10 protein-coding genes and 2 pseudogenes are annotated in these 22,915 nt (G+C 62.2%); 9 read left to right on the top strand and 3 right to left on the bottom strand.

The features are described from left to right. Window positions 1-295: 295 nt before the first annotated feature. The gene (locus tag HU773_RS10990; RefSeq protein ID WP_057444753.1) at window positions 296-1,012 is read right to left on the bottom strand and encodes an MgtC/SapB family protein; all 717 of its coding nucleotides are present in this window, start codon (window positions 1,010-1,012) and stop codon (window positions 296-298) included. Window positions 1,013-1,335: 323 nt separating this feature from the next. Next, entirely contained in the window at window positions 1,336-2,673 is a 1,338-nt protein-coding gene (locus HU773_RS10985; RefSeq protein WP_057439138.1) for a lysine N(6)-hydroxylase/L-ornithine N(5)-oxygenase family protein, read from the bottom strand. Between the two features lie 386 nt (window positions 2,674-3,059). Between HU773_RS10985 and HU773_RS10980 the strand changes: the two genes are divergently transcribed. Genes HU773_RS10980 through HU773_RS10970 form a run of 3 tightly spaced genes read left to right on the top strand, consistent with a single transcriptional unit; the run spans window position 3,060 to window position 7,620 of the window. Further along, window positions 3,060-4,232 (top strand): efflux RND transporter periplasmic adaptor subunit, encoded by a 1,173-nt coding sequence (locus HU773_RS10980; protein WP_057959179.1) that lies wholly within the window; start codon window positions 3,060-3,062, stop codon window positions 4,230-4,232. After that, complete coding sequence (locus tag HU773_RS10975) at window positions 4,233-6,206, top strand: MacB family efflux pump subunit (RefSeq protein WP_186625873.1); 1,974 nt, start codon at window positions 4,233-4,235, stop codon at window positions 6,204-6,206. A gap of 7 nt (window positions 6,207-6,213) precedes the next feature. Beyond that, complete coding sequence (locus tag HU773_RS10970) at window positions 6,214-7,620, top strand: efflux transporter outer membrane subunit (protein WP_186625874.1); 1,407 nt, start codon at window positions 6,214-6,216, stop codon at window positions 7,618-7,620. A 71-nt stretch (window positions 7,621-7,691) separates the two neighbouring features. On the opposite strand, the gene pvdP is transcribed toward HU773_RS10970, so the two are convergent. Beyond that, window positions 7,692-9,320: a pyoverdine maturation tyrosinase PvdP gene (gene pvdP / locus HU773_RS10965; protein ID WP_186625875.1), complete on the bottom strand. Its 1,629-nt coding sequence runs from the start codon at window positions 9,318-9,320 to the stop codon at window positions 7,692-7,694. 263 nt (window positions 9,321-9,583) lie between these two features. Here pvdP and pvdM point away from each other — a divergent pair, with 263 nt between their 5' ends. The 6 genes and pseudogenes from pvdM to HU773_RS27785 form a co-directional block, all read left to right on the top strand. Then, window positions 9,584-10,945, top strand: coding sequence for a pyoverdine-tailoring dipeptidase-like protein PvdM (pvdM, locus tag HU773_RS10960; protein WP_115127934.1), 1,362 nt, complete (start codon window positions 9,584-9,586; stop codon window positions 10,943-10,945). Continuing rightward, window positions 10,942-12,213, top strand: coding sequence for a pyoverdine-tailoring periplasmic protein PvdN (pvdN, locus tag HU773_RS10955; RefSeq protein ID WP_057439089.1), 1,272 nt, complete (start codon window positions 10,942-10,944; stop codon window positions 12,211-12,213). Before pvdM ends, pvdN begins: the two co-directional genes overlap by 4 nt. Before the next feature lie 30 nt (window positions 12,214-12,243). Then, window positions 12,244-13,122: a dihydropyoverdine dehydrogenase gene (gene pvdO, locus HU773_RS10950; protein WP_169990027.1), complete on the top strand. Its 879-nt coding sequence runs from the start codon at window positions 12,244-12,246 to the stop codon at window positions 13,120-13,122. Window positions 13,123-13,260: 138 nt separating this feature from the next. Beyond that, complete coding sequence (locus tag HU773_RS10945; protein ID WP_057959172.1) at window positions 13,261-14,910, top strand: cyclic peptide export ABC transporter; 1,650 nt, start codon at window positions 13,261-13,263, stop codon at window positions 14,908-14,910. A 130-nt stretch (window positions 14,911-15,040) separates the two neighbouring features. Next, window positions 15,041-20,998 (top strand): annotated as a pseudogene (locus HU773_RS10940) (amino acid adenylation domain-containing protein); the annotation flags it as partial. Next, window positions 20,999-22,843 (top strand): annotated as a pseudogene (locus HU773_RS27785) (amino acid adenylation domain-containing protein); the annotation flags it as partial. Window positions 22,844-22,915: the final 72 nt, after the last annotated feature.

The following is a 22,915-nucleotide window of genomic DNA, read 5'->3' as shown; positions in this document are numbered from 1 at the left end:
AGTTGCTTCATTGGCGACCACTCATTTCAGGGCGCCAATACCCTTACACATCACACGAAACCCCTGTACCTGTGAGAAGTACCAGTTCCGACCAGCGGTACTGTCTACACAGAACGTTTCAACGGAATTTGGTTAGGTGCAACGGCTCAACATTAACAACGGAATGATGTTTCGCCCGAAGGGAAAATCCGGCGCATATGTAGGATTAATCCTCACTAAAGCGTAGTCAAAATCACCGAAAAAAACCGCCCCCCATGACGGGAGGCAGCTTTTCCAGCCGAACAAAGGGGGGTTGTCAATCAGTGGTGCTGGGACTCCAGAAGGCTTGCACCACCAGGGTCGACTGGGAGATCCGCGCCACCAGGGCATCCAGTTCATCACCATCGACCGAATTGGCCGCCAGGGTGGCCTCGATCTCCACTTCCTCACTGCCAAAGGGCCGCACATCGACATCGCTGGCCGGGTAGTTACAGCGCGCCAGTTCCGACTCCAGCAAAGCCATTACCGCCTGCTGCTGGGCACGCCGCGCAATCACGTAGAGGATGTTGGTGACCTCCGCCGACACCACGTCCAGGGGCTGGCGGTTGATGTTGTTGACGATCGGCCGCAGCAAGGTGTTGGCCGCCAGCACAAAACAGGTGCCCAGGAACGCCTCGAGGATCAGGTCGGCACCGGCGCAGGCGCCCACGGCGGCAGAAGTCCACAGCGTCGCGGCGGTATTGAGCCCGCGTACGTTGCCCTCCTCGCGCATGATCACCCCGGCGCCGAGAAAGCCAATCCCGGACACCACATACGCCACTACCCGCACGGCCCCTTCGGCCCCGGCCAGGCGGTTGGCCATGTCGACAAAGATCGCCGCCCCCACCGCCACCAGCACATTGGTGCGCAGCCCGGCCGTGCGCTGGCGGAACTGGCGCTCAAAGCCGATCAGCCCACCCAGGATAAAGGCCGCACTGAGGCTGACCACGGTGTCGATCAAGGAATCCAGATTGATATTGTTGAGGGCTTGCATGGTAAATCTCCCTTTGATTGCCCGCAGAATCAGCGTCGAAAAAAGGGGGATCAGGCAGGAACCAGGACGGTTCGCTACCGAAAGGCCGCTTCTCGCTTGCTCGGCGAGGCAACGGCATGGAGATGCGCGTCAGCTGGCCAAGCCTGGTCGACAACTGTCACTCGAAAGTCTGTTCACGAAGGTCTGCGCTATGGTTGAAAACCGGCGCAGCTTACGCCTGCAGTCTGCAGGAGGAAAGTGACAGCGCGGCGAATCGTCGGGTTCTTCAGCAAGGGTTCAGCCAGGGTCGCCCCCGCAGGCGCGGGAGCGACCGGCAGCCGGTATCAGCTCGCGGTGGCCAGCAGCACGTCACGCACCGAACGGTCCTGGCCGCGGCTGCGATCATGCTCATGCAGCGACGCGGCAATCTCGTCGGCGCGAATCGGCAGGATCGACAGCAAGGTATCGCTCAAACCATGGCTGGCCTGGCTGAAGCCCTGCATGTAGATACCCGCCTTGCAACGCTCGTCGGTGACCACGCGGTAGTCGCGGTTCACTTCAAAGTCACCCATATAGGCCTCGAGCGGCGCCAGCAACTGGCGATGCATCTGGCGCTCATAGCCGGTGGCCAGGACCACCGCATCGTAGTGATTGAGCACCGTCTCACCGGTGGCGTTATGGCGCACCAGCAACTCGATGCCCAGGGGCCCGGCGCTGGCTTTTTCCACGGTGGTCAGGGTGCGGAAGGCGTGACGGGCGATGCCGGAGACTTTCTGGCGGTAGAAAATCCCGTAGATGCGCTCGATCAGGTCCAGGTCCACCACCGAATAGTTGGTGTTGTGGTACTCGTTGACCAGGCGCTCGCGCTCGCTGCTGGGCTGCTGGAACACCAGGTCGGTGAACTCCGGGGAGAACACTTCATTGACGAACGGGCTGTCGTCGGCAGGCTTGAGGGCCGAACCGCGCAGGATGATATCCACCTGCACCGAGGGGAAGCTGTCATTCAGATCAATAAACGCCTCGGCCGCGCTCTGCCCGCCACCGATGATTGCAATGCGCATCGGCTTGCCCTCGACACACGGCTGCTGGGCCATGCGCGCCAGGTACTGGGAATGGTGGAACACCCGCCCATCGTCCTTGAGCGCCTTGAACGCCTCGGGAATCCGTGGCGTACCACCGGCGCTGACCACCACCGAGCGCGCGGTGCGTACCAGTTGCTCGCCCTGGGCATCACGGGAGATCACCCGCAGCGCCTCGACCTGCTGCTGATGCAGGATCGGCTCGATGGCCAGCACTTCCTCGCCATAGCGGCTCTGCGCGGTAAATTGCCCGGCGACCCAGCGCAGGTAGTCGTTGTACTCCATGCGGCACGGGTAGAACGTGCCCAGGTTGATGAAGTCCACCAGACGCCCATGGACCTTGAGGTAGTTGACGAAGGAATAAGGGCTGGTGGGGTTGCGCAGGGTCACCAGGTCCTTGAGGAAGGAAATCTGCAGTTCGCTCTGGCTCACCAGGGTATTGCCGTGCCAGCGGTAGTCGGCCTGCTTGTCGAGAAACAGCACATCGAGCTTGCCCTGGGCTTTCTCGCGCTCTTGCAGGGCGATGGCCAGCGCCAGGTTCGAAGGACCGAAACCAATACCGATCAGGTCGTGAACCGCGGGCGATGCAATTGCCTGTGTCATTCCAGTGTCCTCTGGATAAGCCCCGTGGCAGTGGGGCGGAAAGCCTGGGCGACCTGCTGAACAACAGGCCATGTGTTGATAGGAAACGAGGACAATGAAAAAAAATTTAAGCCCGGTGCAGGATTCGTCCGGGCAGGCGTGGCGGCGACGGCTGTGGCAATGCAGTAATGGCAGTTTGAAGTCATCTAACTTAGAATTATTCTCATGTGGCTTTAAACAGACTGGTAAACGCGCTCGAATACTGGCGTTTCGCCCAGCTGTAACGCCGTATGTAAGCACTTAAATTTCAGGGCAAATACCTCGTTTACCTGACAGCTTCCCGCTTCTGTCTCTGCCCTCAAGGGCGTTTGAGCAGCGGTCCGAACTTTCCTGGCTGGAACCCGTGCATGAACCGTCCTCGACACACCCGGCGCGCGCTGCTGGCAGCACTTTGCCTGATCCCCGTGGTCGCCTTCGCCGCCTGGCAACTGATCCCGCCCGGCCGCGATCAGTTCGCCACCCTGGAAGTGCGCCGGGGCGATATCGAAAGCAGCGTGACCGCCCTCGGCACCCTGCAACCACGGCGTTACGTGGATGTCGGCGCGCAGGCGTCCGGGCAGATCCGCAAGATTCACGTTGAAGCCGGCGCCCAGGTCAAGCAAGGCGATCTGCTGGTAGAGATCGATCCGGCCACCCAACAGGCCAAGCTCGACGCCACCCGTTATTCCATCGCCAATCTGCAGGCGCAACTGCAGGAGCAGCACGCGCAAAACCGCCTGGCACAGCAGAAATACCAGCGCCAGCAACGCCTGGCCGCCGGTGGCGCGACCCGCGATGAAGACGTGCAGACCGCCCAGGCCGAACTGGACGCCACCCAGGCGCGCATCAACATGTTCAAGGCGCAGATCAGCCAGGCCCAGGCCACGCTGCGGGTTGATCAGGCCGAGCTGGGCTACACGCGCATCTATGCACCGATTTCCGGCACGGTAGTCGCCGTGGATGCCCGCGAAGGCCAGACCCTTAACAGCCAGCAGCAGACGCCGCTGATTTTGCGCATCGCCAACCTGTCGCCCATGACCGTCTGGGCGGAAGTTTCGGAAGCCGATATCGGCCATGTCAAACCAGGCATGCAGGCGTATTTCACCACCCTGAGTGGTGGCAACCGGCGCTGGACCAGCACTGTGCGCCAGATCCTGCCGGTGCCGCCCAAGCCCCTCAACGAAACCAGCCAGGGCGGCGGCAGCCCCAGCAGCTCGAGCAAAAGCGGCAGCGGCCGGGTGGTGCTGTACACCGTGCTGCTGGATGTGGATAACGCCGATAACGCACTGATGGCGGAAATGACCGCCCAGGTGTTTTTCGTCGCCAGCCGCGTCAGCGATGCGCTGACTGCACCCGTCGCGGCCCTGCAAGGCAGCACCCGGCCCGACACGCAACTGGCGCGAGTGGTGGCCAAGGACGGCAGCATCGAAGACCGTGAAGTACGGGTGGGGATCAGCGACCGCCTGCGCATCCAGATCCTCGATGGCCTCAACGAAGGCGATCACCTGCTGATCGGCCCCGCCGAAAGCAGCGGAGGCTGAATGTTGACGCCGCTGATCGAACTTCGGGATATCCGCAAATCCTACGGTGGCGGTGATACGCCCCAGGTCGACGTATTGCGCGGGATCGACCTGTCGATCCATGCCGGGGAATTCGTGGCGATTGTCGGGGCCTCCGGCTCTGGCAAGTCGACCTTGATGAACATCCTCGGCTGCCTCGACCGCCCCACCGTCGGCCAATACCTGTTCGCCGGGGAAAACGTCGCGCAACTGGACACCGACGAACTGGCCTGGCTGCGCCGCGAAGCCTTTGGTTTTGTGTTCCAGGGCTACCACCTGATCCCGTCCGGCTCGGCCCAGGAAAACGTCGAGATGCCGGCGATCTATGCCGGCACGCCGGCCGCCGAACGCCATGCCCGCGCCGCCGCCCTGCTCACCCGCCTGGGCCTGGCCGGGCGCACCGGCAACCGCCCGCACCAGTTGTCCGGAGGCCAGCAACAACGGGTGTCGATTGCCCGAGCCTTGATGAACGGCGGGCATATCATCCTCGCCGACGAACCCACCGGCGCCCTCGACAGCCATAGCGGCGCCGAGGTCATGACCCTGCTCGACGAACTGGCCAGCCAGGGGCACGTGGTGATCCTGATCACCCACGACCGCGAAGTGGCGGCCAGGGCCAAGCGCATCATCGAGATCCGCGACGGTCTGATCATCAGCGACACCCCCAACCCCCACTCCCACGCTAACGCCGACGCCAACCCCAAGGCCTTGCAAGCCGTGGACCTGCGCCAACGCCTGGCCGATGGCGCCGAGCACAATGGTGCGTGGAAAGGCGAACTGCTGGACGCGATACAAGCAGCCTGGCGGGTCATGTGGATCAACCGCTTCCGCACCGCCCTGACCCTGCTGGGGATCATTATTGGCGTGGCCTCGGTGGTGGTGATGCTCGCCGTGGGCGAAGGCAGCAAGCGCCAGGTCATGGCGCAGATGGGCGCCTTCGGCTCCAATATCCTCTATGTCAGTGGCTCGGCGCCCAACCCGCGGACGCCGCCCGGCATTATCACCATGAACGACGTCAGCGCCATGGCTGCCCTGCCCCAGGTCAAGCGCATCATGCCGGTCAACGGCGCGGAAGCCGGGGTGCGCTTCGGCAATGTCGACCATATGGCCTATGTCGGCGGCAACGACACCAACTTCCCGGCGATCTTCAACTGGCCGGTCGTCGAGGGCAGCTACTTCACCGAAGCCGACGAACGCAGCGCCGCCACCGTCGCGGTGATTGGCAAACGGGTGCGCGACAAGCTGTTCAAGGACCTGCCGAGCCCCATCGGCCAATACATCCTCATCGAAAACGTGCCGTTCCAGGTGATCGGCGTCCTCGCCGAAAAAGGCGCCAGCTCCGGCGACAAGGACAGCGACGACCGTATCGCCATCCCCTACTCCGCCGCGAGTATCCGCCTGTTTGGCACCTACAACCCCGAATATGTAGTGATTGCCGCCGCCGACGCACGCAAGGTGCATGAAGCGGAAAAAGCCATCGACCAACTGCTGCTGCGCCTGCACAACGGCAAGCGGGATTTCGAACTGACCAACAACGCCGCGATGATCCAGGCCGAGGCCCGCACCCAGAACACCCTGTCGCTGATGCTCGGCTCGATTGCCGCCATCTCGCTGCTGGTGGGCGGCATTGGCGTGATGAATATCATGCTGATGACCGTGCGCGAACGCACCCGGGAAATCGGCATCCGCATGGCCACCGGCGCCCGGCAGCGGGACATCCTGCGCCAGTTCCTCACCGAAGCGGTGATGCTCACGGTGGTCGGCGGGGTGGCGGGGATCGGCCTGGCCCTGCTGGTCGGCGGCGCGCTGATCCTCAGCAGCGTGGCCGTCGCCTTTTCGCTGCCAGCCGCCCTTGGCGCCTTCGTCTGCGCGCTGGTCACCGGCGTCATCTTCGGCTTTATGCCAGCCCGCAAAGCAGCCCGGCTCGACCCGGTCACGGCCCTTACCAGTGAATGATCGCCCTATGAAAGCGCACTTGACCCTCGTTGCCGCCAGCCTGCTGCTGGCCGCGTGCAGCAGCCCGGCGCCGCGCCCGGAGAGCGGTTTGCAGCCACCGCCCGCGTGGCACACGGCGAGCAAGGCCCAGGCCCAGCACGTCAACCAGCAATGGTGGAAGGCATTTGCCAGTCCGCAACTCGACCAATTGATCGAACAGGCCCGCGCTGGCAGCTACGACCTGGCCAGCGCCATGGCCCGGGTACGCCAGGCCCAGGCCAGCGCGGTGGTCGCCGGCGCGCCCTTGCTGCCCGCACTCACCGGCGGGCTCAACGTCAGCCGGCAGAAACAGCTGCGTGGCACGGGCAACAACCCACCGCAGAGCAACAGCAACAAAGACGCAGTGGACTACTTCAGTACAAACCTCACCGCCACCTACGAAATCGACTTCTGGGGCGGCAAGCGTGCTGCACGCGACAGCGCGGAACTGGCCGTGCGCGCCAGCGAATTCGAGCGCGCCACGGTGGAGTTGACCCTGCTCAGCGGCGTGGCCACGACCTACACCCAACTGCTGGCACTGCATGAACAACAGCGTATCGCCGAACTGAACCTGGCCAATGCGCAAAGCGTCCTCAAACTGGTGCAGACCCGCCATGACGCCGGCTCTGCCACCCAGCTGGAACTTGCACAGCAAAAGAGCCTGGTCGCCGCGCAACAACGGCAGCTGCCAGAAGTCCGTCAACGCACCGAAGCCGCTCGGATCAGCCTGGCCGCCCTGCTCGGCCAACCGGTACAGACCCTGCCATTTACCGATCAATCCTTTGACCAACTGCGCTGGCCCAGCATTGCCGCCGGAGTACCCAGCGACCTGCTCAGCCGTCGCCCGGACATCGCCAGCGCCGAAGCGCAACTGGCGGCGGCCCAGGCCGACATCATCGTCGCCCGCGCCGCCATGCTGCCCACGGTCACCCTGACCGCCAACCTCAGCTCCGGCGCCAATCGCACTGCCGATATGCTGCGCAACCCGTTCTACAACCTTGCGGGCGGGCTGGTCGCGCCAATTTTCAACAACGGTCGCCTCGGCGCCGAACGCGACAGAGCGACGGCACGCCAGGATGAATTGCTGCACACCTATCGCGGGGCGATCATCAATGGCTTTGCCGATGTGGAAAAGGCCCTGAGCAGCATTCGCCAGCTCGACGAACAACGCCAGTGGCAGCGTGAGGAGTTGAGCCAGGCACAGACCGCCTTCCGCATCGCCCAAAGCCGTTATGAGGCCGGCGCGGAAGACTTGCTGACGGTGCTGGAAACCCAGCGCACACTGTATGCCGCCCAGGACCTGAACGTGCAACTGCGCCAGGCGCGGCTGGAGGCCAGTGTGGCGCTGTACAAGGCGCTGGGTGGCGGCTGGCAGGCACCCGACCTTCAACGATGAAGATCTAATGTGGGAGCTGGCTTGCCAGCTCCCACATGGTTTAGTGTGCATTCAGGTTGATGGCGCGCCGGTCAAATGATCCGTTCCCTGACCTTCAAATGCCGCGCATACCACGGCCGTTTCGGCACCTTGCGGAACAAGTCCTGTAACTTGTCATCATCAGCGCCAAAGGTGATGCGCAAGGCCAGCTTCATGGTTTCCGGATCCATCTCCACGGTGCGCCCCATCTGCAATCCCGGGGTGGTACTGCAACCATGGGTATCCGGCCCCAGCCACGGATCACCCACCTCGACCCAGCGCCCCGGCGCAAACCACGGCACACCGTTGACCTCCAGGCGGCTCAGTTCACCCGGGTGAAAGCGCTCATGGGCGCGAAACCAGTCCTCGAGCCGATCATCGATCCAACCATGAAAATGCCAGAACACCGGGTTCACATGGGAGGAAAACGGATCGCCCAAAAAGTCATTCTCAGGCTCATACCAACGCGCCGCGAAGTCCGCCGGATCTCGCGCAAATGGCACGGGCGCACCATTGGAAGGATCGCGCGGCACCGAAGCCCAGCGCATATGCAACCAATCGTGTAACCCCAACTCAAGCTCCGAGCCGAACTGGCCCAGAGTCAACTTGGCCAGGTAACGCGGGTCACGGTATTGCGACTCCCACACCTGGAAGTTGCTGTGGTACGTCTCGGCCGCCTTGATCTCACTGACCCACTGGGTGTACTGCTCGTCACCGCTGGCCATCCAAGTGGGTGGCAGCGCAAAGCCATCGTGATTGTCGAAGTAGCGCGCAAAACCCCGGCGATCAGCCTCAAGTGCCGGCTGCGGCCCAGGGAAACGTGGCCATGACGGCAAGTCCTGCATGGAGCGCGCAGTACCGAGCATGTGCCGATGCATAAAGAAAAAGTCGACCCCCGAACCGTTGCGATCCTTTCGCGGGCCACGGGCGTCGCGCTCTTTATCTCGTGGCCCGGGCTGCCAGCCGATACCGCGCAGGGCATTACGCTTGTCTTCAGGGAGCTTGTGCCACTGGTCCCGCGAGGCGTGCCAGAGCTGATGAAACAGGCGGTGCTCGGGCGCAACCAACCACGCCAGCAGCGTCGGGTTCAGGCCGATACGCTCGCGGGCTTCGGGAAAAAGCTGTTTGGTAGCGACAAAACGGTTGTCCCGCTCCAGCAGCGCCAGCGGGCGATCGAGGCTGAGTACCTGCCCGCTTAGGGTGCCGCTACCGGCATTGCCGAAGCTGCCCCAGACTTCGTCCAGGCGCATCTTGAATTCATAGGCCGGCCTGCCGTCTGGCGAGTCGCGGTCAATCAGGCGCCAGTACAGCAGCGCCGCATTGCCTGGCGCCAGGTCGCCGAGCACCTGATAGCGCGGCTCACCCTCTGCGCGCAGTTGCCCGGCCGTATCCAGGTAGCCACGCAGGCCTCGGCCACGCGGCGCAATATCAAGAAACAGTTCCAGGCCGTCGAGGGGCAAGCCTTGCAGCCCGGCATCAGCCCCTTCCAGGCGCAGGCTCCAGACACCCCGCAGGCTGTCCGCCAATTGCTGGACGGCGGTGTCCGCCAGGTCCACCGTGGCCTCTTCAGGCGTGATGGGGAATTCCTCACGCGTCAACTCACGATGGGCATAAAAGGCCGCAGGTACGGCGGCGCCGGTCAGCGCCAGGCCTGCGATAAACCCTCGTCGAGAAATCGTCATGTTCCTACCTGTGTCAGCCTTGGAGCAGGCTTTATCCAAGCTAGAACGTTTAGCCGGGTGGCAAATTTACTGTAGGCGCCGGCTGCCCGGCGATGGCGGTCTTCCTGTCGATGCATCACTGCCCGACCCACCGCTATCGCCGGCAAGCCGGCTCCTGCAGGTGATCGTTGGCGCGCTTAAATTTCCCTGCCCATCACTCGTTCTTCCCAGATAGCAAAGGCCCCTTGCGCCTGCACCTCAAAGGCGAACCGACTGAGATGGCAATGACAAAACCACGTTCGAAAAAGGCTCTATACATCGGCCTGCCCTTGGCCCTGGCCATTGCTGCCGGCGCAGGCTTTGCCTGGGATCACTGGTTTCGCGGCAATGCCGGCTACCCGCTGGAAGTGATCAAGCAAGCCAATGAACTGCAAGATCGGTTGATCTCGTTCGACAGCCATATCACCGTGCCCCTGGACTTCGGCACCGCAGGCCATGAAGCGGACAAGGACGGCAGCGGCCAGTTCGACCTGGCCAAGGCCAGTCGCGGGCGCCTGTCGGGGGCGGCGCTGACGATTTTCGGCTGGCCCGAACTGTGGAACGGCGCCAACGCGCCCCACAAACCGACTGCAGGCTTTGTCGACGAGGCCCGGCATCAGCAAGAGGTGCGCTACAAGATCATCGCCGGTATGGTCCGCGACTTTCCCAACCAGGTCGGCATTGCCTATACCCCCGCCGATTTTCGCCGCCTGCATGGCGAAGGCAAGTTTGCGATTTTTATCAGCATGCTCAACGCCTACCCGCTGGGCAATGACCTGAACCTGCTGGACATGTGGACCGCACGCGGCATGCGCATGTTCGGCTTCAGCTACATCGGCAACAACAGCTGGTCGGACTCTTCGCGCCCACTGCCGTTTTTCAACGATTCACCGGACGCCCTCGGCGGCCTTTCGGATATCGGCAAGCAAGCCGTACAGCGCCTGAACGACCTGGGCGTGATCATCGACGTATCGCAAATGTCGACCACCGCCCTCGAGCAAGTCGCCCAGCTTAGCCGCACCCCCATGGTCGCTTCCCACTCTGCGCCCCGCGCATCGGTGGATATCCCACGCAACCTCAGCGACAAAGAACTGCAACTGATCAAAAACAGCGGCGGCGTGGTGCAAGTGGTGGCCTTCGGCGGTTACCTGCGACCGTTGAGCCAGCCGATCCAGGACAAGCTCAACGCACTGCGCGCGCGTTTCGACCTACCGCCACTGCCCAACCTGGCGATGGCATTGATGCCGGGGGATCCGATCATCGCCGCCTGGCCAGAACAGAAGTTCGGTGAATACGCCAGCGAGCTCTACGCCATTCTCGAAGAGGAACCCAAGGCCAGCCTCAAGGACCTGGGGGATGCCATCGACTACACCGTGCGCAAAATCGGCATCGACCACGTCGGCATTGCCTCGGACTTCAACGAAGGCGGCGGCGTCAAGGGCTGGAACGATGTCAGCGAAGTACGCAACGTGACCGCCGAACTGATCACCCGCGGTTACTCCGAAGCCGATATCGCCAAGCTGTGGGGCGGCAATTTCCTGCGGGTGTGGGAGCAGACGCAAAAATCCGCCAAACCTGGCGTCTTGCCAAGCGAGCCGACGCCATGACCGACCGCCGTACCTTTCTCAAGCAGGCCGGCATCCTCGCCGCCAGCCTGCCGTTGGGGGCCGGCCTTGAGGCCCAGGCAGCCCCCATCCAGGCACCCGCAGACAAATGGACGGGCCTGCGCCACCTGTTCGACCAGGACCCAAGCTACATCCACTTCTCCAACTTCCTGATCACCTCACACCCAAGGCCCGTGCGCGAGGCCATCGAACGGCACCGCGCCGCCATTGACCGCAACCCCGGCCTGACCATGGACTGGGACCTGCAGGAACCCTGGAAACGCGAACGCCAGGTGCGCGAATGGGCAGGTCGTTACCTGCAAGCCAAACCCGGCCAGATCGCCCTCACCGGCAGCACCACCGAGGGCTTGGCGATGATCTACGGCGGTATCCATGTGCGGCCCGACCAGGAGATCCTCACCACCGAGCACGAGCATTTTTCCACCGACAGCATCCTGGGGTTCCGCACCCGGCGCGACGGCACTCAGGTGCGCAAGATCAAGCTGTTCGCCAACGCCAATCAAGTGTCGATCGATGAAGTGCTGGCGGCCATCGAGCGCAATATCCGCCCCAACACTCGGGTGCTGGGTATGACCTGGGTGCAATCGGGCAGCGGCGTGAAGCTGCCGATCGGCGAAATCGGCCAACTGGTCAAACGCCATAACCAGGGGCGCGAAGAAAAAGACCGCATTCTCTACGTGGTCGATGGCGTGCATGGCTTTGGCGTCGAAGACCTGGCCTTCCCCGACATGCACTGCGATTTCTTTATCGCCGGCACCCATAAATGGATGTTCGGCCCACGCGGCACCGGCCTGGTATGCGCCGCGTCAGAGCAGGTGACCACCCTCACCCCCTGCGTGCCGACCTTCTCCGAAGACAGTGATTTCGCCACCTCGTTCTCCCCCGGTGGCTATCACGCCTATGAACACCGCTGGGCGCTGGACGAGGCCTTCAAGCTGCACCTGCAACTGGGCAAGGCCCAGGTTCAGCAGCGTATCCACAGCCTCAACACCTACCTCAAGGACCGCCTGCAAGCGCGACCGAACATCGAGCTGGTCACCCCGTCCAACCCGCAGCTCTCAGCCGGCTTCAGCTTCTTTCGGGTCAAGGGCCAGGACAGTGACAAGGTGGCCGCCTACCTGATGCGCAACCGTGTGGTCAGCGACGCAGTGAACCGCGACGTCGGCCCGGTGGTGCGCACCGCACCCGGCTTGCTCAATACCGAAGATGAAGTCGACCGCTTCCTGGTCCTGCTCGACAAAGCCCTCTGACACCCTTTTTTCTTGCCCACGAGACGACTCATGAACGATGAACCGCTCACCCCGACGCTCCTCAAATCCCTGGCCCTGACGGCATTGATGGCCTGCCTGTTGCCATCCGCCCAAGCCGCGACGCCGCCCAAGCCCGGCACCGTGTTCAAGGACTGCAAAAACTGCCCGGAAATGGTGGTGCTGCCTACCGGCACGTTCAAAATGGGCACCCCGGATGATGAAGTCGGTCGCCAGCCCGATGAAGGGCCGATGCATGACGTGACCTTCGCCAAACCCGTGGCCATCAGCCGCTTCCAGGTGCTGGCCGGCGAATGGGACCGTTACGTACAAGAAACCGGCTACAAGATGCCCGACGGCGACGACCGTCCAGGGCGCAAATGCACGGCCGGCAAACCCACCTACAAGACAAGCCCCAAACATCCGGCAGTGTGCATGGACTTTGCAGAAGCCAATGCCTATGTCGCCTGGCTGTCGAAGAAAACCGGCAAGCAGTACCGCATGGTCAGCGAGTCCCTGCGTGAATACGCCGCCCGTGGCGGCACCTCCGGCCCGTTCCCATTTCCATTCGATGAAGGCAAGGAATACAGCATCGCCCAGCACGCCAATACCTACGGGCCGGCGGATGGCTACAGCTATACCGCACCGGCCGGCAGTTATGCGCCCAATGCGTTCGGCGTGTATGACATGCATGGCAACGTCTACGAATGGGTCGAAGACTGTGAAAATGACAGCTATGTCGGTGCGCCCAGCGATGGCAGCGCCTGGCTGACCGGGCAGTGCGAAGTGCGGCAGATTCGCGGCAACGACTGGGGCGAAGCGCCGGTGTTTTCCCGCTCCGGCAACCGCAACAGCCTCAACTCCAACGTGCGCGGCGACTGGCTGGGCTTTCGCGTGGCACGGGATCTCTGAGCCTGCGCACCTCCGGACGCGGCTAAATCGCGCCTCGCCCGACTCGTCCTCCTACTATCGGCCTGCCAACGGTAAACCTCCGCGCGCAGGCCTTCACTTGCCCACAGCACGTAGCCACGTCGCGATCGAGGTAGTTTCATGACCGCAGCACCGCGCAGCGCCATTCGAGAACTCTTGAGCCTGCTCAAGCCCTATCGGCGGATTGTTATTTCTTCCATCACGCTGGGCATCATCGGCGGCCTTAGCGTCACGGCGTTGCTGGCCACGGTCAACCGCGGCCTGCACAGCGCCGACGGCATGGGCACCGGCGTGGTGCTGGCCTTCGCCGGGCTGTGCCTACTGGCCCTGCTCAGCAGTATCGGCGCCGACATCGGCACCAATTTCGTCGGTCAGAAGGTGATTGCCAAACTGCGCAAGGACCTCGGCGCCAAAGTGCTCGCCGCCCCCATCGAACAGATCGAGCGCTACCGCACTCACCGCCTGATCCCGGTGTTGACCCACGACGTGGACACCATCAGCGACTTCGCCTTCGCCTTCGCCCCGCTGGCGATTTCCACCACGGTGATCCTGGGCTGCCTGGGCTACCTGGCGGTGCTGTCCTGGCCGATCTTCCTGATGACCCTGCTGGCCATCGGCATTGGTTCGGCGGTGCAGTACGTGGCTCAAAGCAAAGGCATCAAAGGGTTCTACGCGGCACGCGACGCCGAAGACAACCTGCAAAAACACTATTCGGCGATTGCCGAGGGTGCCAAGGAACTGCGCATCCACCGCCCACGTCGGCATGCCATGCACACCCGTAATATCCAGGGCACCGCCGACAAAATCTGCGACACCCACATCCGCTCGATCAATATCTTCGTGATTGCCAAGAGCCTGGGCTCGATGCTGTTTTTCGTGGTTATCGGTCTGGCCCTGACCCTGCAACAATTCTGGCCCAGTTCGGACCCGGCGGTGATGAGCGGCTTTGTCCTGGTGCTGCTGTACATGAAAGGTCCGCTGGAAAACCTGATCGGCAACCTGCCGATCATCAGCCGCGCGCAAATTGCCTTCCGCCGCATTGCCGACCTGTCGGAGCGTTTCTCCTCGCCGGAACCGCACCTGCTGCTCGATGACGCCGACAAAACCGTGCCCGTGATGAAGCACTTGGAACTGCGCAACGTGCAGTACGCCTTCCCAACGGTCGAAGGCAGCGAGCCGTTCAAGCTCGGGCCGGTCAACCTGAGCATCGAGCCTGGGGAAATTCTGTTTATCGTCGGTGAAAACGGTTGCGGCAAGACCACCCTGATCAAGCTGCTACTGGGCCTGTACACCCCGCAGCAAGGTGAAATCCGTCTCAACGGCCTGCCCGTGGACGCCCTGGGGCTGGACGACTACCGACAGATGTTCACCACGATTTTTGCCGACTACTTCCTGTTCGACGACCTGGTGCAGAACGACAAGGCCTTGCCCGACGACGCCACTCAATACCTGGAGCGCCTGGAAATCGCCCACAAGGTCAGCGTGCGCGACGGCGCGTTCACCACCACCGACCTGTCCACCGGGCAACGCAAGCGTCTGGCCCTGGTCAACGCCTGGCTCGACGAGCGCCCGGTGCTGGTGTTCGACGAGTGGGCGGCGGACCAGGACCCGACCTTCCGGCGGATTTTCTACACCGAGCTGCTGCCGGACCTCAAGCGCCTGGGCAAGACCATCATCGTCATCTCCCACGACGACCGTTACTTCGACGTAGCCGACCAACTGGTACGCATGCAGGCCGGCCGAGTCATCACTGAAAAAGCCTGCGCCTGACCTCCCCTGTAGCAGCCGGCTTGCCGGCTACTACAACGCTCCCCGCCTGCTATTGCACCTAAATCTCATTGATCGAACTTCGTCTTCCTGACACAGCTTATTTCCTCTGCCGACGGCGACGAGATCGATCATGAACCAATTGAACCAACTTCCCGATGACGACCTGCTGGCCTTGTTGCTGGCCGATGAAGCCGGCGCCGGGCAGTCCATCCAGAGCCTCGCCGGGCGTGATCCGGTGCCGCTGTCGTTCGCCCAGCAGCGTCTATGGTTCCTGCAACAGTTCGATCCGCAAAGCCATGCCTATAACCTGCCACGGGCGATTGCCATCAAGGGACCGGTGGACGCGTGCGCCCTGGAAGCGGCCCTGAACCAGGTGATCAATCGCCACGATATCCTGCGTACCGCCTTTCGCAACACCGACGGCACACCCCTACAAGTCATCGACCAGGGCGCACAGTTGAACCTGCTCGAAGAGGACCTGAGCGCCCTGGACAGCGTCCAGCGCGAACAGCAAGTGCAAGATCGCATCCGCCAGCACGCCACCCAGCCCTTCGACCTGAGCCAGGCGCCGCTGATTCGTAGCACCCTGCTCAAGCGCGCCACGCAGGATTATGTGCTGCTGCTCAATATGCATCACATCGTCTCGGACGCCTGGTCCAACCCGATCCTGATGCACGACCTGGCAAGCGCCCTTGGCCAACCAGGCCGGGCCCTGCCGCGCCCGTCCATCCAGTACGCCGACTACGCCCAGTGGCAACGCCAAGACTACCCGCTGACGCCGCAACACGCCGCAGCCGCCCAGTATTGGAAGTCCATCCTTGGCAATGATATCCCGGCCCTGACATTGCCTCGCGAGCGCCTGGAAAACCACGCAGGTGCCGGCCATCATGCCCACACCCTGCCTGCACACTTGAACGAGCAGCTCCAGAGCTTTTGCCAGCAACAAGGCCTGACCCCGTTCGTAGTGCTGCTCGGCACCTGGCAATTGCTGCTGGGACGCTACAGCGGCCAGACCGACTTCACCGTCGGCGTGCCCAACGCCACACGCAACCAGGCACAGATCCAGGACCTGGTGGGTTTTTTCGTCAGCAGCCAGGTGTATCGCGCGCGACTGGCACCCGAGCAATCGTGCAGCGCGTTCCTCCAGGCCCTGCGCCAGCAATCCCTGGCCGCCCTGGAACATGCCGACTACCCCATCGAGCTGATCCTCGAAGACCTCCACCTGCAACGCAGCCCCCAGGCCAACCCGCTGTTCCAGACCCTGTTCAACTGGCGCGCCGGCGCCGCGCAGGACGCGCCCCTGCACCTGGGCCCGTTGCAACTGACGTTTATGGACAGCCACCCGTTGCAGGCCAAGTTCGACCTGTCGCTGGACGTGGAGTACAGCCAGCAGCAGATCACCGCGCATTTCGACTATGACGCCGGGTGCTTCACCCCGGCGACCATCGCCACTCTGGCCGGGCACTGGCAGAACCTGTTGCAAGCCATGGTTGAGCAACCGCAGGCACTGATCGGCGAGCTTGCGATGCTCAGTGATGAGGAGCGTGAGCGGCAGTTGGGGCAGTGGAATACCACGGCCGTCCACTACCCGAACGCAGCCCCTGTGCATGTGTTGGTCGCGGAGCAAGCCGAACGCCTGCCACATGCCGTCGCTGTGGTGCTCGGCGAGCAGCAATTGACCCTGGATCAGCTCAACCGTCGCGCCAACCAACTGGCTCACAAGCTGCTGGAGCTGGGCGTTGGCCCCAACGTCTGCGTGGGCCTGGGCCTTGAGCGCAGCCTGGAAATGGTCATCGCCCTGCTGGCCGTGCTCAAGGCAGGCGGTGCCTATGTACCGCTGGACCCGGCCTACCCCGCTGACCGCCTGGCCTACATGATCAACGACAGCGGCATCGGCCTGCTGCTGACCCAAAGCAGCCTGGCATTGCCCGCCTCGGACAGCCTGCCGTCCCTGTGCCTGGACCAGGACAGCGACTGGCTGGAAGGCTATGACAGCGCCAACCCGCAGCTAACAGTCAGCGCCGATAACCTGGCCTACATGATCTACACCTCCGGTTCCACCGGGCAGCCCAAGGGCGTGCAGGTGCGCCACGGCGCTCTGACCAATCATATGCTGTGGATGCAGGGCGAATTGGGCCTGAACGCTGCGGACCGGGTCTTGCAAAAAACCGCCTTCAGCTTCGACGCCTCGGTGTGGGAGTTCTGGTTGCCCTTGCTCCACGGTGCGCAGTTGGTCCTCGCCTCCCGCGAGTTGTCCGACGATTTGTCAGTGCTGTGGTCGGAAGTAGCCGCCCAGCGCATCAGCGTGCTGCAAATGGCCCCTTCCCTGCTGCAAGCCTTGCTCGTCGACGAACAGGGCGCGCAGATGCAATCCCTGCGCTTGCTGCTGCTGGGCGGCGAAGCCTTGGGTACTCCGCTGGTCGCACAATTGCGCGAACGCTGGAACGGCCGCCTGTGCAACCTTTATGGCCCAACCGAAGCCACTATCGACACCACCTTCTTTGATGTCGCCAGCCTGCCCGAAGGCGCCATCGCCCCTATCGGCCGCCCCCTCGCCAACGTGCGTACCTACCTGCTCGACCACGACCTGCAGCTGTGCCCGGTGGGCACCAGCGCCGAACTGCTGATCGGCGGCGACTCCCTGGCACAGGGCTACCACCAGCGCCCGGGGCTGACCGCCGAACGCTTTATTCCCGATCCGTTTGCAGGCAACGGCGCACGCCTGTATCGCAGCGGCGACCTGACGCGCTACCGTGCCGATGGGGTCATCGACTACATCGGGCGCATCGACCATCAGGTAAAAATCCGCGGCCTGCGTATCGAACTGGGAGAGATTGAAGCGCAACTGCTGCAACACAAGGCGGTGCGCGAAGCCGTGGTCATCGCCCACCCAACCCCGGGCGGCGCGCAGTTAGTGGGTTATGTGGTGCCGACGGAACCGGCAACAGACATTAACCGCCAGGACGCCTTGCGCGAGGTCTTAAAAGCCTGGCTCGGCGAACAGCTGCCGGACTATATGGTCCCAGGTCATTTGCTGATCCTGGCGCAACTGCCCCTGACCCCCAACGGCAAACTCGACCGCAAGGCCCTGCCCGCCCCCGACGCGAGCCAGGCCCTGCACGCCTACGTGGCCCCGCAAAACGATCTGCAACAACGCATCGCAGCCATCTGGCAAGACGTGCTCAAACTTGCAAAAATCGGCCTGAACGACAACTTCTTCGAACTGGGCGGCGACTCGATCATCTCCATCCAGGTGGTCAGCCGCGCCCGCCAGGCCGGCATCCACTTCACCCCCAAGGACCTGTTCCAGCACCAGACCATCCAGGGCCTGGCCAGCGTGGCGAAAACCCACGGCCAGGGCCTCGCGATCGATCAAGGTCCGGTCACCGGCACCGCACCGCTGCTGCCGATCCAACACCTGTTCTTCGATACCGAGATCCCCGAGCGCCACCACTGGAATCAATCGGTACTGCTCAAGCCCGCCACGGCCCTGGACCCGCACCTGCTGGAACAGGCCCTCAACGCCCTCATCCAACACCACGACGCCCTGCGCCTGAGCTTCACTCAGGCTGATTCTGGCTGGAACGCCGAATACCGCCCGGCCACGACGTCGGTGTTGTGGCAGACCCGGATTGACGACGCAACGCAACTGCAATCTTTGGGCGACGAAGCCCAACGCAGCCTCAACCTGCAAGACGGGCCGCTGCTGCGCGCGGTGCTGGTCAGCCTGGGTGACGGTAGCCAGCGCTTGCTGCTGGCGATTCATCACTTGGTGGTGGATGGCGTGTCGTGGCGGATTTTGTTTGATGATTTGCAAACCGTGTACCGGCAAGTGCAGGCGGGCCAGGCGATTGAATTGCCGGAGAAGACCAGTGCGTATAAGACATGGGGCGAAAGGTTGCGGGGCTATGGGCAGAGTGCCGAGTTGCAACAGGAACTGATGTACTGGGAACAGCAACTGGACGCCGCCAGCCACGACCTGCCGCAATCCAATCCTGACGGCAGCCAGCAGCATAGCCGGTCAACGACTGTCGATATCCTGTTGAGCAAAACCCTGACCCAACAACTGTTGCAAGTCGCGCCCGCGGCCTATCGCACACAAATCAATGATCTGCTGCTGACGGCCCTAACCCGTGCAGTCAGCCAATGGACCACGCGCGACAACGTGCTGATCCAACTGGAAAGCCATGGCCGCGAACCCCTGTTCGATGACATTGACCTAACCCGCACCATCGGCTGGTTCACCAGCCTGTACCCGGTCAAGTTGAGCGCCCATCCGGATTTGGGCGAAGCAATCAAACAGGTCAAGGAACAACTGCGGGCCATTCCTGACAAAGGCATTGGATTTGGCGTTCTACGCTATCTGGGTGACGCTCAGACTCGGGAACGCCTGAGCGCATTGCCCGTGCCACGTATTACCTTCAACTACCTGGGCCAGTTCGACGGTAGCTTCGACAGTGCCGAAGGCGCGCTGTTTGTGCCTACTGGCGAGGAGCGTGGTGCCGAAAAAAGCAGCGAAACGCCTTTGGGCAACTGGCTGACCATCAATAGCCAGGTCTATGGCAGCCAGTTGAGCATGAGCTGGACGTTCAGCGACGACGTCTTCCCTGTTGAAGTCATCCAGAACCTCGCCAACAACTGCCTGCATGCGCTCGAGCAACTGATCGGCTATTGCTGCGATACCGATCACCAAGGTGCAACACCCTCTGACTTCCCATTGGCTGGGTTGAGCCAGGCACAACTGGACACACTGAGCATCCCGGTCCAGCAGATCGAAGACATTTACCCGTTGTCGCCGATGCAGGAAGGCTTGCTGGTGCACACGTTACTGGAAAAAAACTCCGGCATTTACTTCATGCAAGAGTGCTACACCATCAAGGAAACGCTGGACTATCCGCGCTTCGAGGCGGCCTGGCAGCAGGTGGTAAAACGCTATGAAGCGATTCGGGCGTCATTCCTGTGGAATACCGGCGGCACGCTGCTGCAAGTCATCCACAAAAACAGCAACGTGCAGGTCGAACGGCTGGACTTGAGCCATGTGCCGATGGACCGGGTACAAGCACAGATCGAACACTTGCTCAAGGTAGAGCGGGAAGCCGGCTTCGATCTAGCCTTGCAGCCTCCGATCCGCTTCAAGCTGATCCTGCTGGCCGACCACTCCCACCGGTTTGTCATGAGCAACCACCATATCCTGCTAGATGCCTGGTGCCGCTCGTTGCTGATGTCGGACTTCTTCGAGATCTACCACGCCATGTTGGCGGGTAAACCCTGTGAGCTCGCCACGCCCTACCGCTTCCGCGACTTTATCCAGTGGTTGCAACAACAGGATCGCACCGCCGCCACGACGTTCTGGCAAGATCAACTGGAAGGCCTGGAGCACACCACGTCACTCCCGGTGGATCATCCGCAAGTGCCTGCGCACTCGGTGTCGGTGATTGGCGACAACTACACCTGGCTCAGCCAGCAAGACAGCACCGCACTGCAAGAGGCCGCGACGCGCCACCACCTCACGCTCAACACCTTCGTCCAGGCTGCCTGGGCCTTGACCCTGCATAACCACAGTCGCTCGCGGGACGTAGTGTTCGGTGTAACGGTTTCCGGTCGCCCAGCGCATATTCCCGAGATGCAAAATACCGTAGGGCTGTTTATCAACAGCGTACCGTTGCGGGTCGCTATCCCCACCCCGGACAGTCAACTCAGCACCCTCGCCTGGCTGCAAACCATCCTGCACAAGAACGTGTCACTGCGTGAATATGACTATCTGCCCCTGGTCAACATTCAGGAGTGTAGCCAGATCCTCAAAGGCCAGCCGCTGTTCAACAGCCTCTTCGTCTACGAAAACGCGCCGATGGAAGACTCCGTCGGCCAGGACGCTCAGGACATGGGCGTAATCTCCGACTCTTCGCGGACCCACACTAATTATCCGGTGACCGTGGTGGTCTACCCGAGCGACAAGGTTGGCCTGCATCTGTCATACGACACCCGCTTTTTCGAGCAGTCGACCATGGACAGCTTGCTCGAAGAGTTCAAGCAATGGCTGATCGCCCTGCGTCATCACCTGCACCAACCGTTGGCCCAGATCACTCTGGTGGCTCCGGAACGTCTAAGTGAGTGGGCCCTTGAACACAATCAATCGCAGGTGCCCCACGATCTGCAGCGCTCATTTGTCGAGCAGTTCGAACAGCACGTCGATGCCAGCCCGCAACGCGTGGCAGCGGTTTGCCAGGACCGTGCCTGGACCTACGAGCAACTCGACCATGAGGCGAACATCCTCGGCCATCGCTTGATCGAGCGCGGCGTGGGCCTGGACCAACCCGTGGCCCTGCTGGCCGACCGCGACCTGGAGCTGCTGGCAATGATTGTCGGCACCTTCAAGGCCGGCGCAGGATATCTTCCGTTGGACCCAAGCCATCCTGGCGAACGGATCAAGAGCGTCCTGCGCCTTAGCAAGACGCCACTATTGGTCTGCACGGCCAAGTACCGCGAGCAGGCCCAGATGCTGCTTGGCGAACTGGCCATCAGCGCCCCCGAACATAGCGTGGGCCTGCTGGTCTGGGAAGATCTGCCGCCTGATTTGGCCAACCGGCAACGTCCAGGACGCTACAGCGGCCCGAACAACCTGGCTTATGTGATTTTCACTTCAGGCTCCACCGGGCAGCCCAAGGGGGTCATGGTGGAACAGGCCGGCATGCTCAACAATCAGTTGAGCAAAGTGCCTTACCTGCAACTGACCGAGCAGGACATCATCGCGCAGACCGCTTCCCAGTCGTTCGATATTTCTGTCTGGCAGTTCCTCACCGCACTGCTGTGCGGCGCCAAGGTATGTATTTTTGCCGACGACATTTCGAAGAACCCTCAGGCTCTGCTCAAGCACGTTGAAGAACAACGTATTACCGTGCTGGAAATTGTCCCGGCGCTGATCCAGGCGCTGCTAATCGAACAACACAGCGACCTTCCCGACCTGCGCTGGCTACTACCAACGGGCGAAGCGCTGCCGGCAGAAACTGCCGCCGACTGGCTGGCACGCTACCCGGCCATCAAGCTGGTCAACGCCTACGGGCCGGCTGAGTGTTCTGATGATGTGGCGTTCTACAACATCGACCCGGCCTCGACTCAACGCACCTACATCCCGATCGGTTACCCAACCGATAATAATCGTCTGTATGTGCTGGACGACGACCTGTCGCCGATCCCCACCGGGGCAACGGGTGAAATCTGCATTGCCGGCGTCGGCGTAGGGCGCGGCTACTGTGGTGACCCGGCGCGCACCGCCGCCAGCTTTGTGCCCAACCCCTTTGCCCTGATACCGGGCGAGCGGTTGTACAAGAGCGGTGACCTGGCGCGCCGACGCAAGGAAGACGGCGCCCTGGAGTACCTGGGGCGTGTGGACCAGCAGGTAAAAATCCACGGATTCCGTATAGAGCTGGGCGAGATCGAGGCGCAAATCGCGCTGTTCCCCAGGGTTCGCGAAGCGGCCGTACTGGTCGGCGAGAACCCGCTGGGCAAGCAGTTGATTGCCTATCTGACCCTGGAAGAAAGTGACACTCACTCAGGCATCGATGCGCTGCGGGCCTTCCTCAAGGCCCGCCTGCCGGCCTACATGATTCCTGCCCAGGTGCATGTGCTGGAGCAGATGCCACGCAACCCCAACGGCAAGCTCGACCGCAAGGCTCTGGCCTGCGTAGACATGCAAAGCGAAGCCCAGGAACACCGTGAACCGCAAAGCGGGTTGCAGAGCGACATTGCCGATATCTGGCGAGCAGTGCTGAAAACCCAGCGTATTGGCCTGGATGACAACTTCTTCGCCCTTGGTGGCAATTCGCTGCTGGCCACGCAGGTGACGTCCCGCGTGCACCTGCACCTGGGTATTGAGGTACCACTGGCCACGATTTTCGAAAGTGCCTCGCTGCAAGACTATGCATCCCGTATCGAGCCCGCTGGCGAACAAGCCCCTGATGACTCATTGAATGATCTGTTTGATCTGCTCGATGTGCTGGAGACCCAA

The sequence above is a fragment of the Pseudomonas shahriarae genome, from assembly GCF_014268455.2.
Classification (GTDB): Bacteria; Pseudomonadota; Gammaproteobacteria; order Pseudomonadales; family Pseudomonadaceae; genus Aquipseudomonas; species Aquipseudomonas shahriarae.
This window is presented reverse-complemented; position numbering and strand designations above follow the sequence as displayed.

What these genes read in the sequence shown, in the direction of transcription:
- HU773_RS10990 (WP_057444753.1), bottom strand. Translation starts at nt 1,012, where the DNA reads ATGCAAGCCCTCAACAATATCAATCTGGATTCCTTGATCGACACCGTG.
- HU773_RS10985 (WP_057439138.1), bottom strand. Translation starts at nt 2,673, where the DNA reads ATGACACAGGCAATTGCATCGCCCGCGGTTCACGACCTGATCGGTATT.
- HU773_RS10980 (WP_057959179.1), top strand. Translation starts at nt 3,060, where the DNA reads ATGAACCGTCCTCGACACACCCGGCGCGCGCTGCTGGCAGCACTTTGC.
- HU773_RS10975 (WP_186625873.1), top strand. Translation starts at nt 4,233, where the DNA reads ATGTTGACGCCGCTGATCGAACTTCGGGATATCCGCAAATCCTACGGT.
- HU773_RS10970 (WP_186625874.1), top strand. Translation starts at nt 6,214, where the DNA reads ATGAAAGCGCACTTGACCCTCGTTGCCGCCAGCCTGCTGCTGGCCGCG.
- pvdP (WP_186625875.1), bottom strand. Translation starts at nt 9,320, where the DNA reads ATGACGATTTCTCGACGAGGGTTTATCGCAGGCCTGGCGCTGACCGGC.
- pvdM (WP_115127934.1), top strand. Translation starts at nt 9,584, where the DNA reads ATGACAAAACCACGTTCGAAAAAGGCTCTATACATCGGCCTGCCCTTG.
- pvdN (WP_057439089.1), top strand. Translation starts at nt 10,942, where the DNA reads ATGACCGACCGCCGTACCTTTCTCAAGCAGGCCGGCATCCTCGCCGCC.
- pvdO (WP_169990027.1), top strand. Translation starts at nt 12,244, where the DNA reads ATGAACGATGAACCGCTCACCCCGACGCTCCTCAAATCCCTGGCCCTG.
- HU773_RS10945 (WP_057959172.1), top strand. Translation starts at nt 13,261, where the DNA reads ATGACCGCAGCACCGCGCAGCGCCATTCGAGAACTCTTGAGCCTGCTC.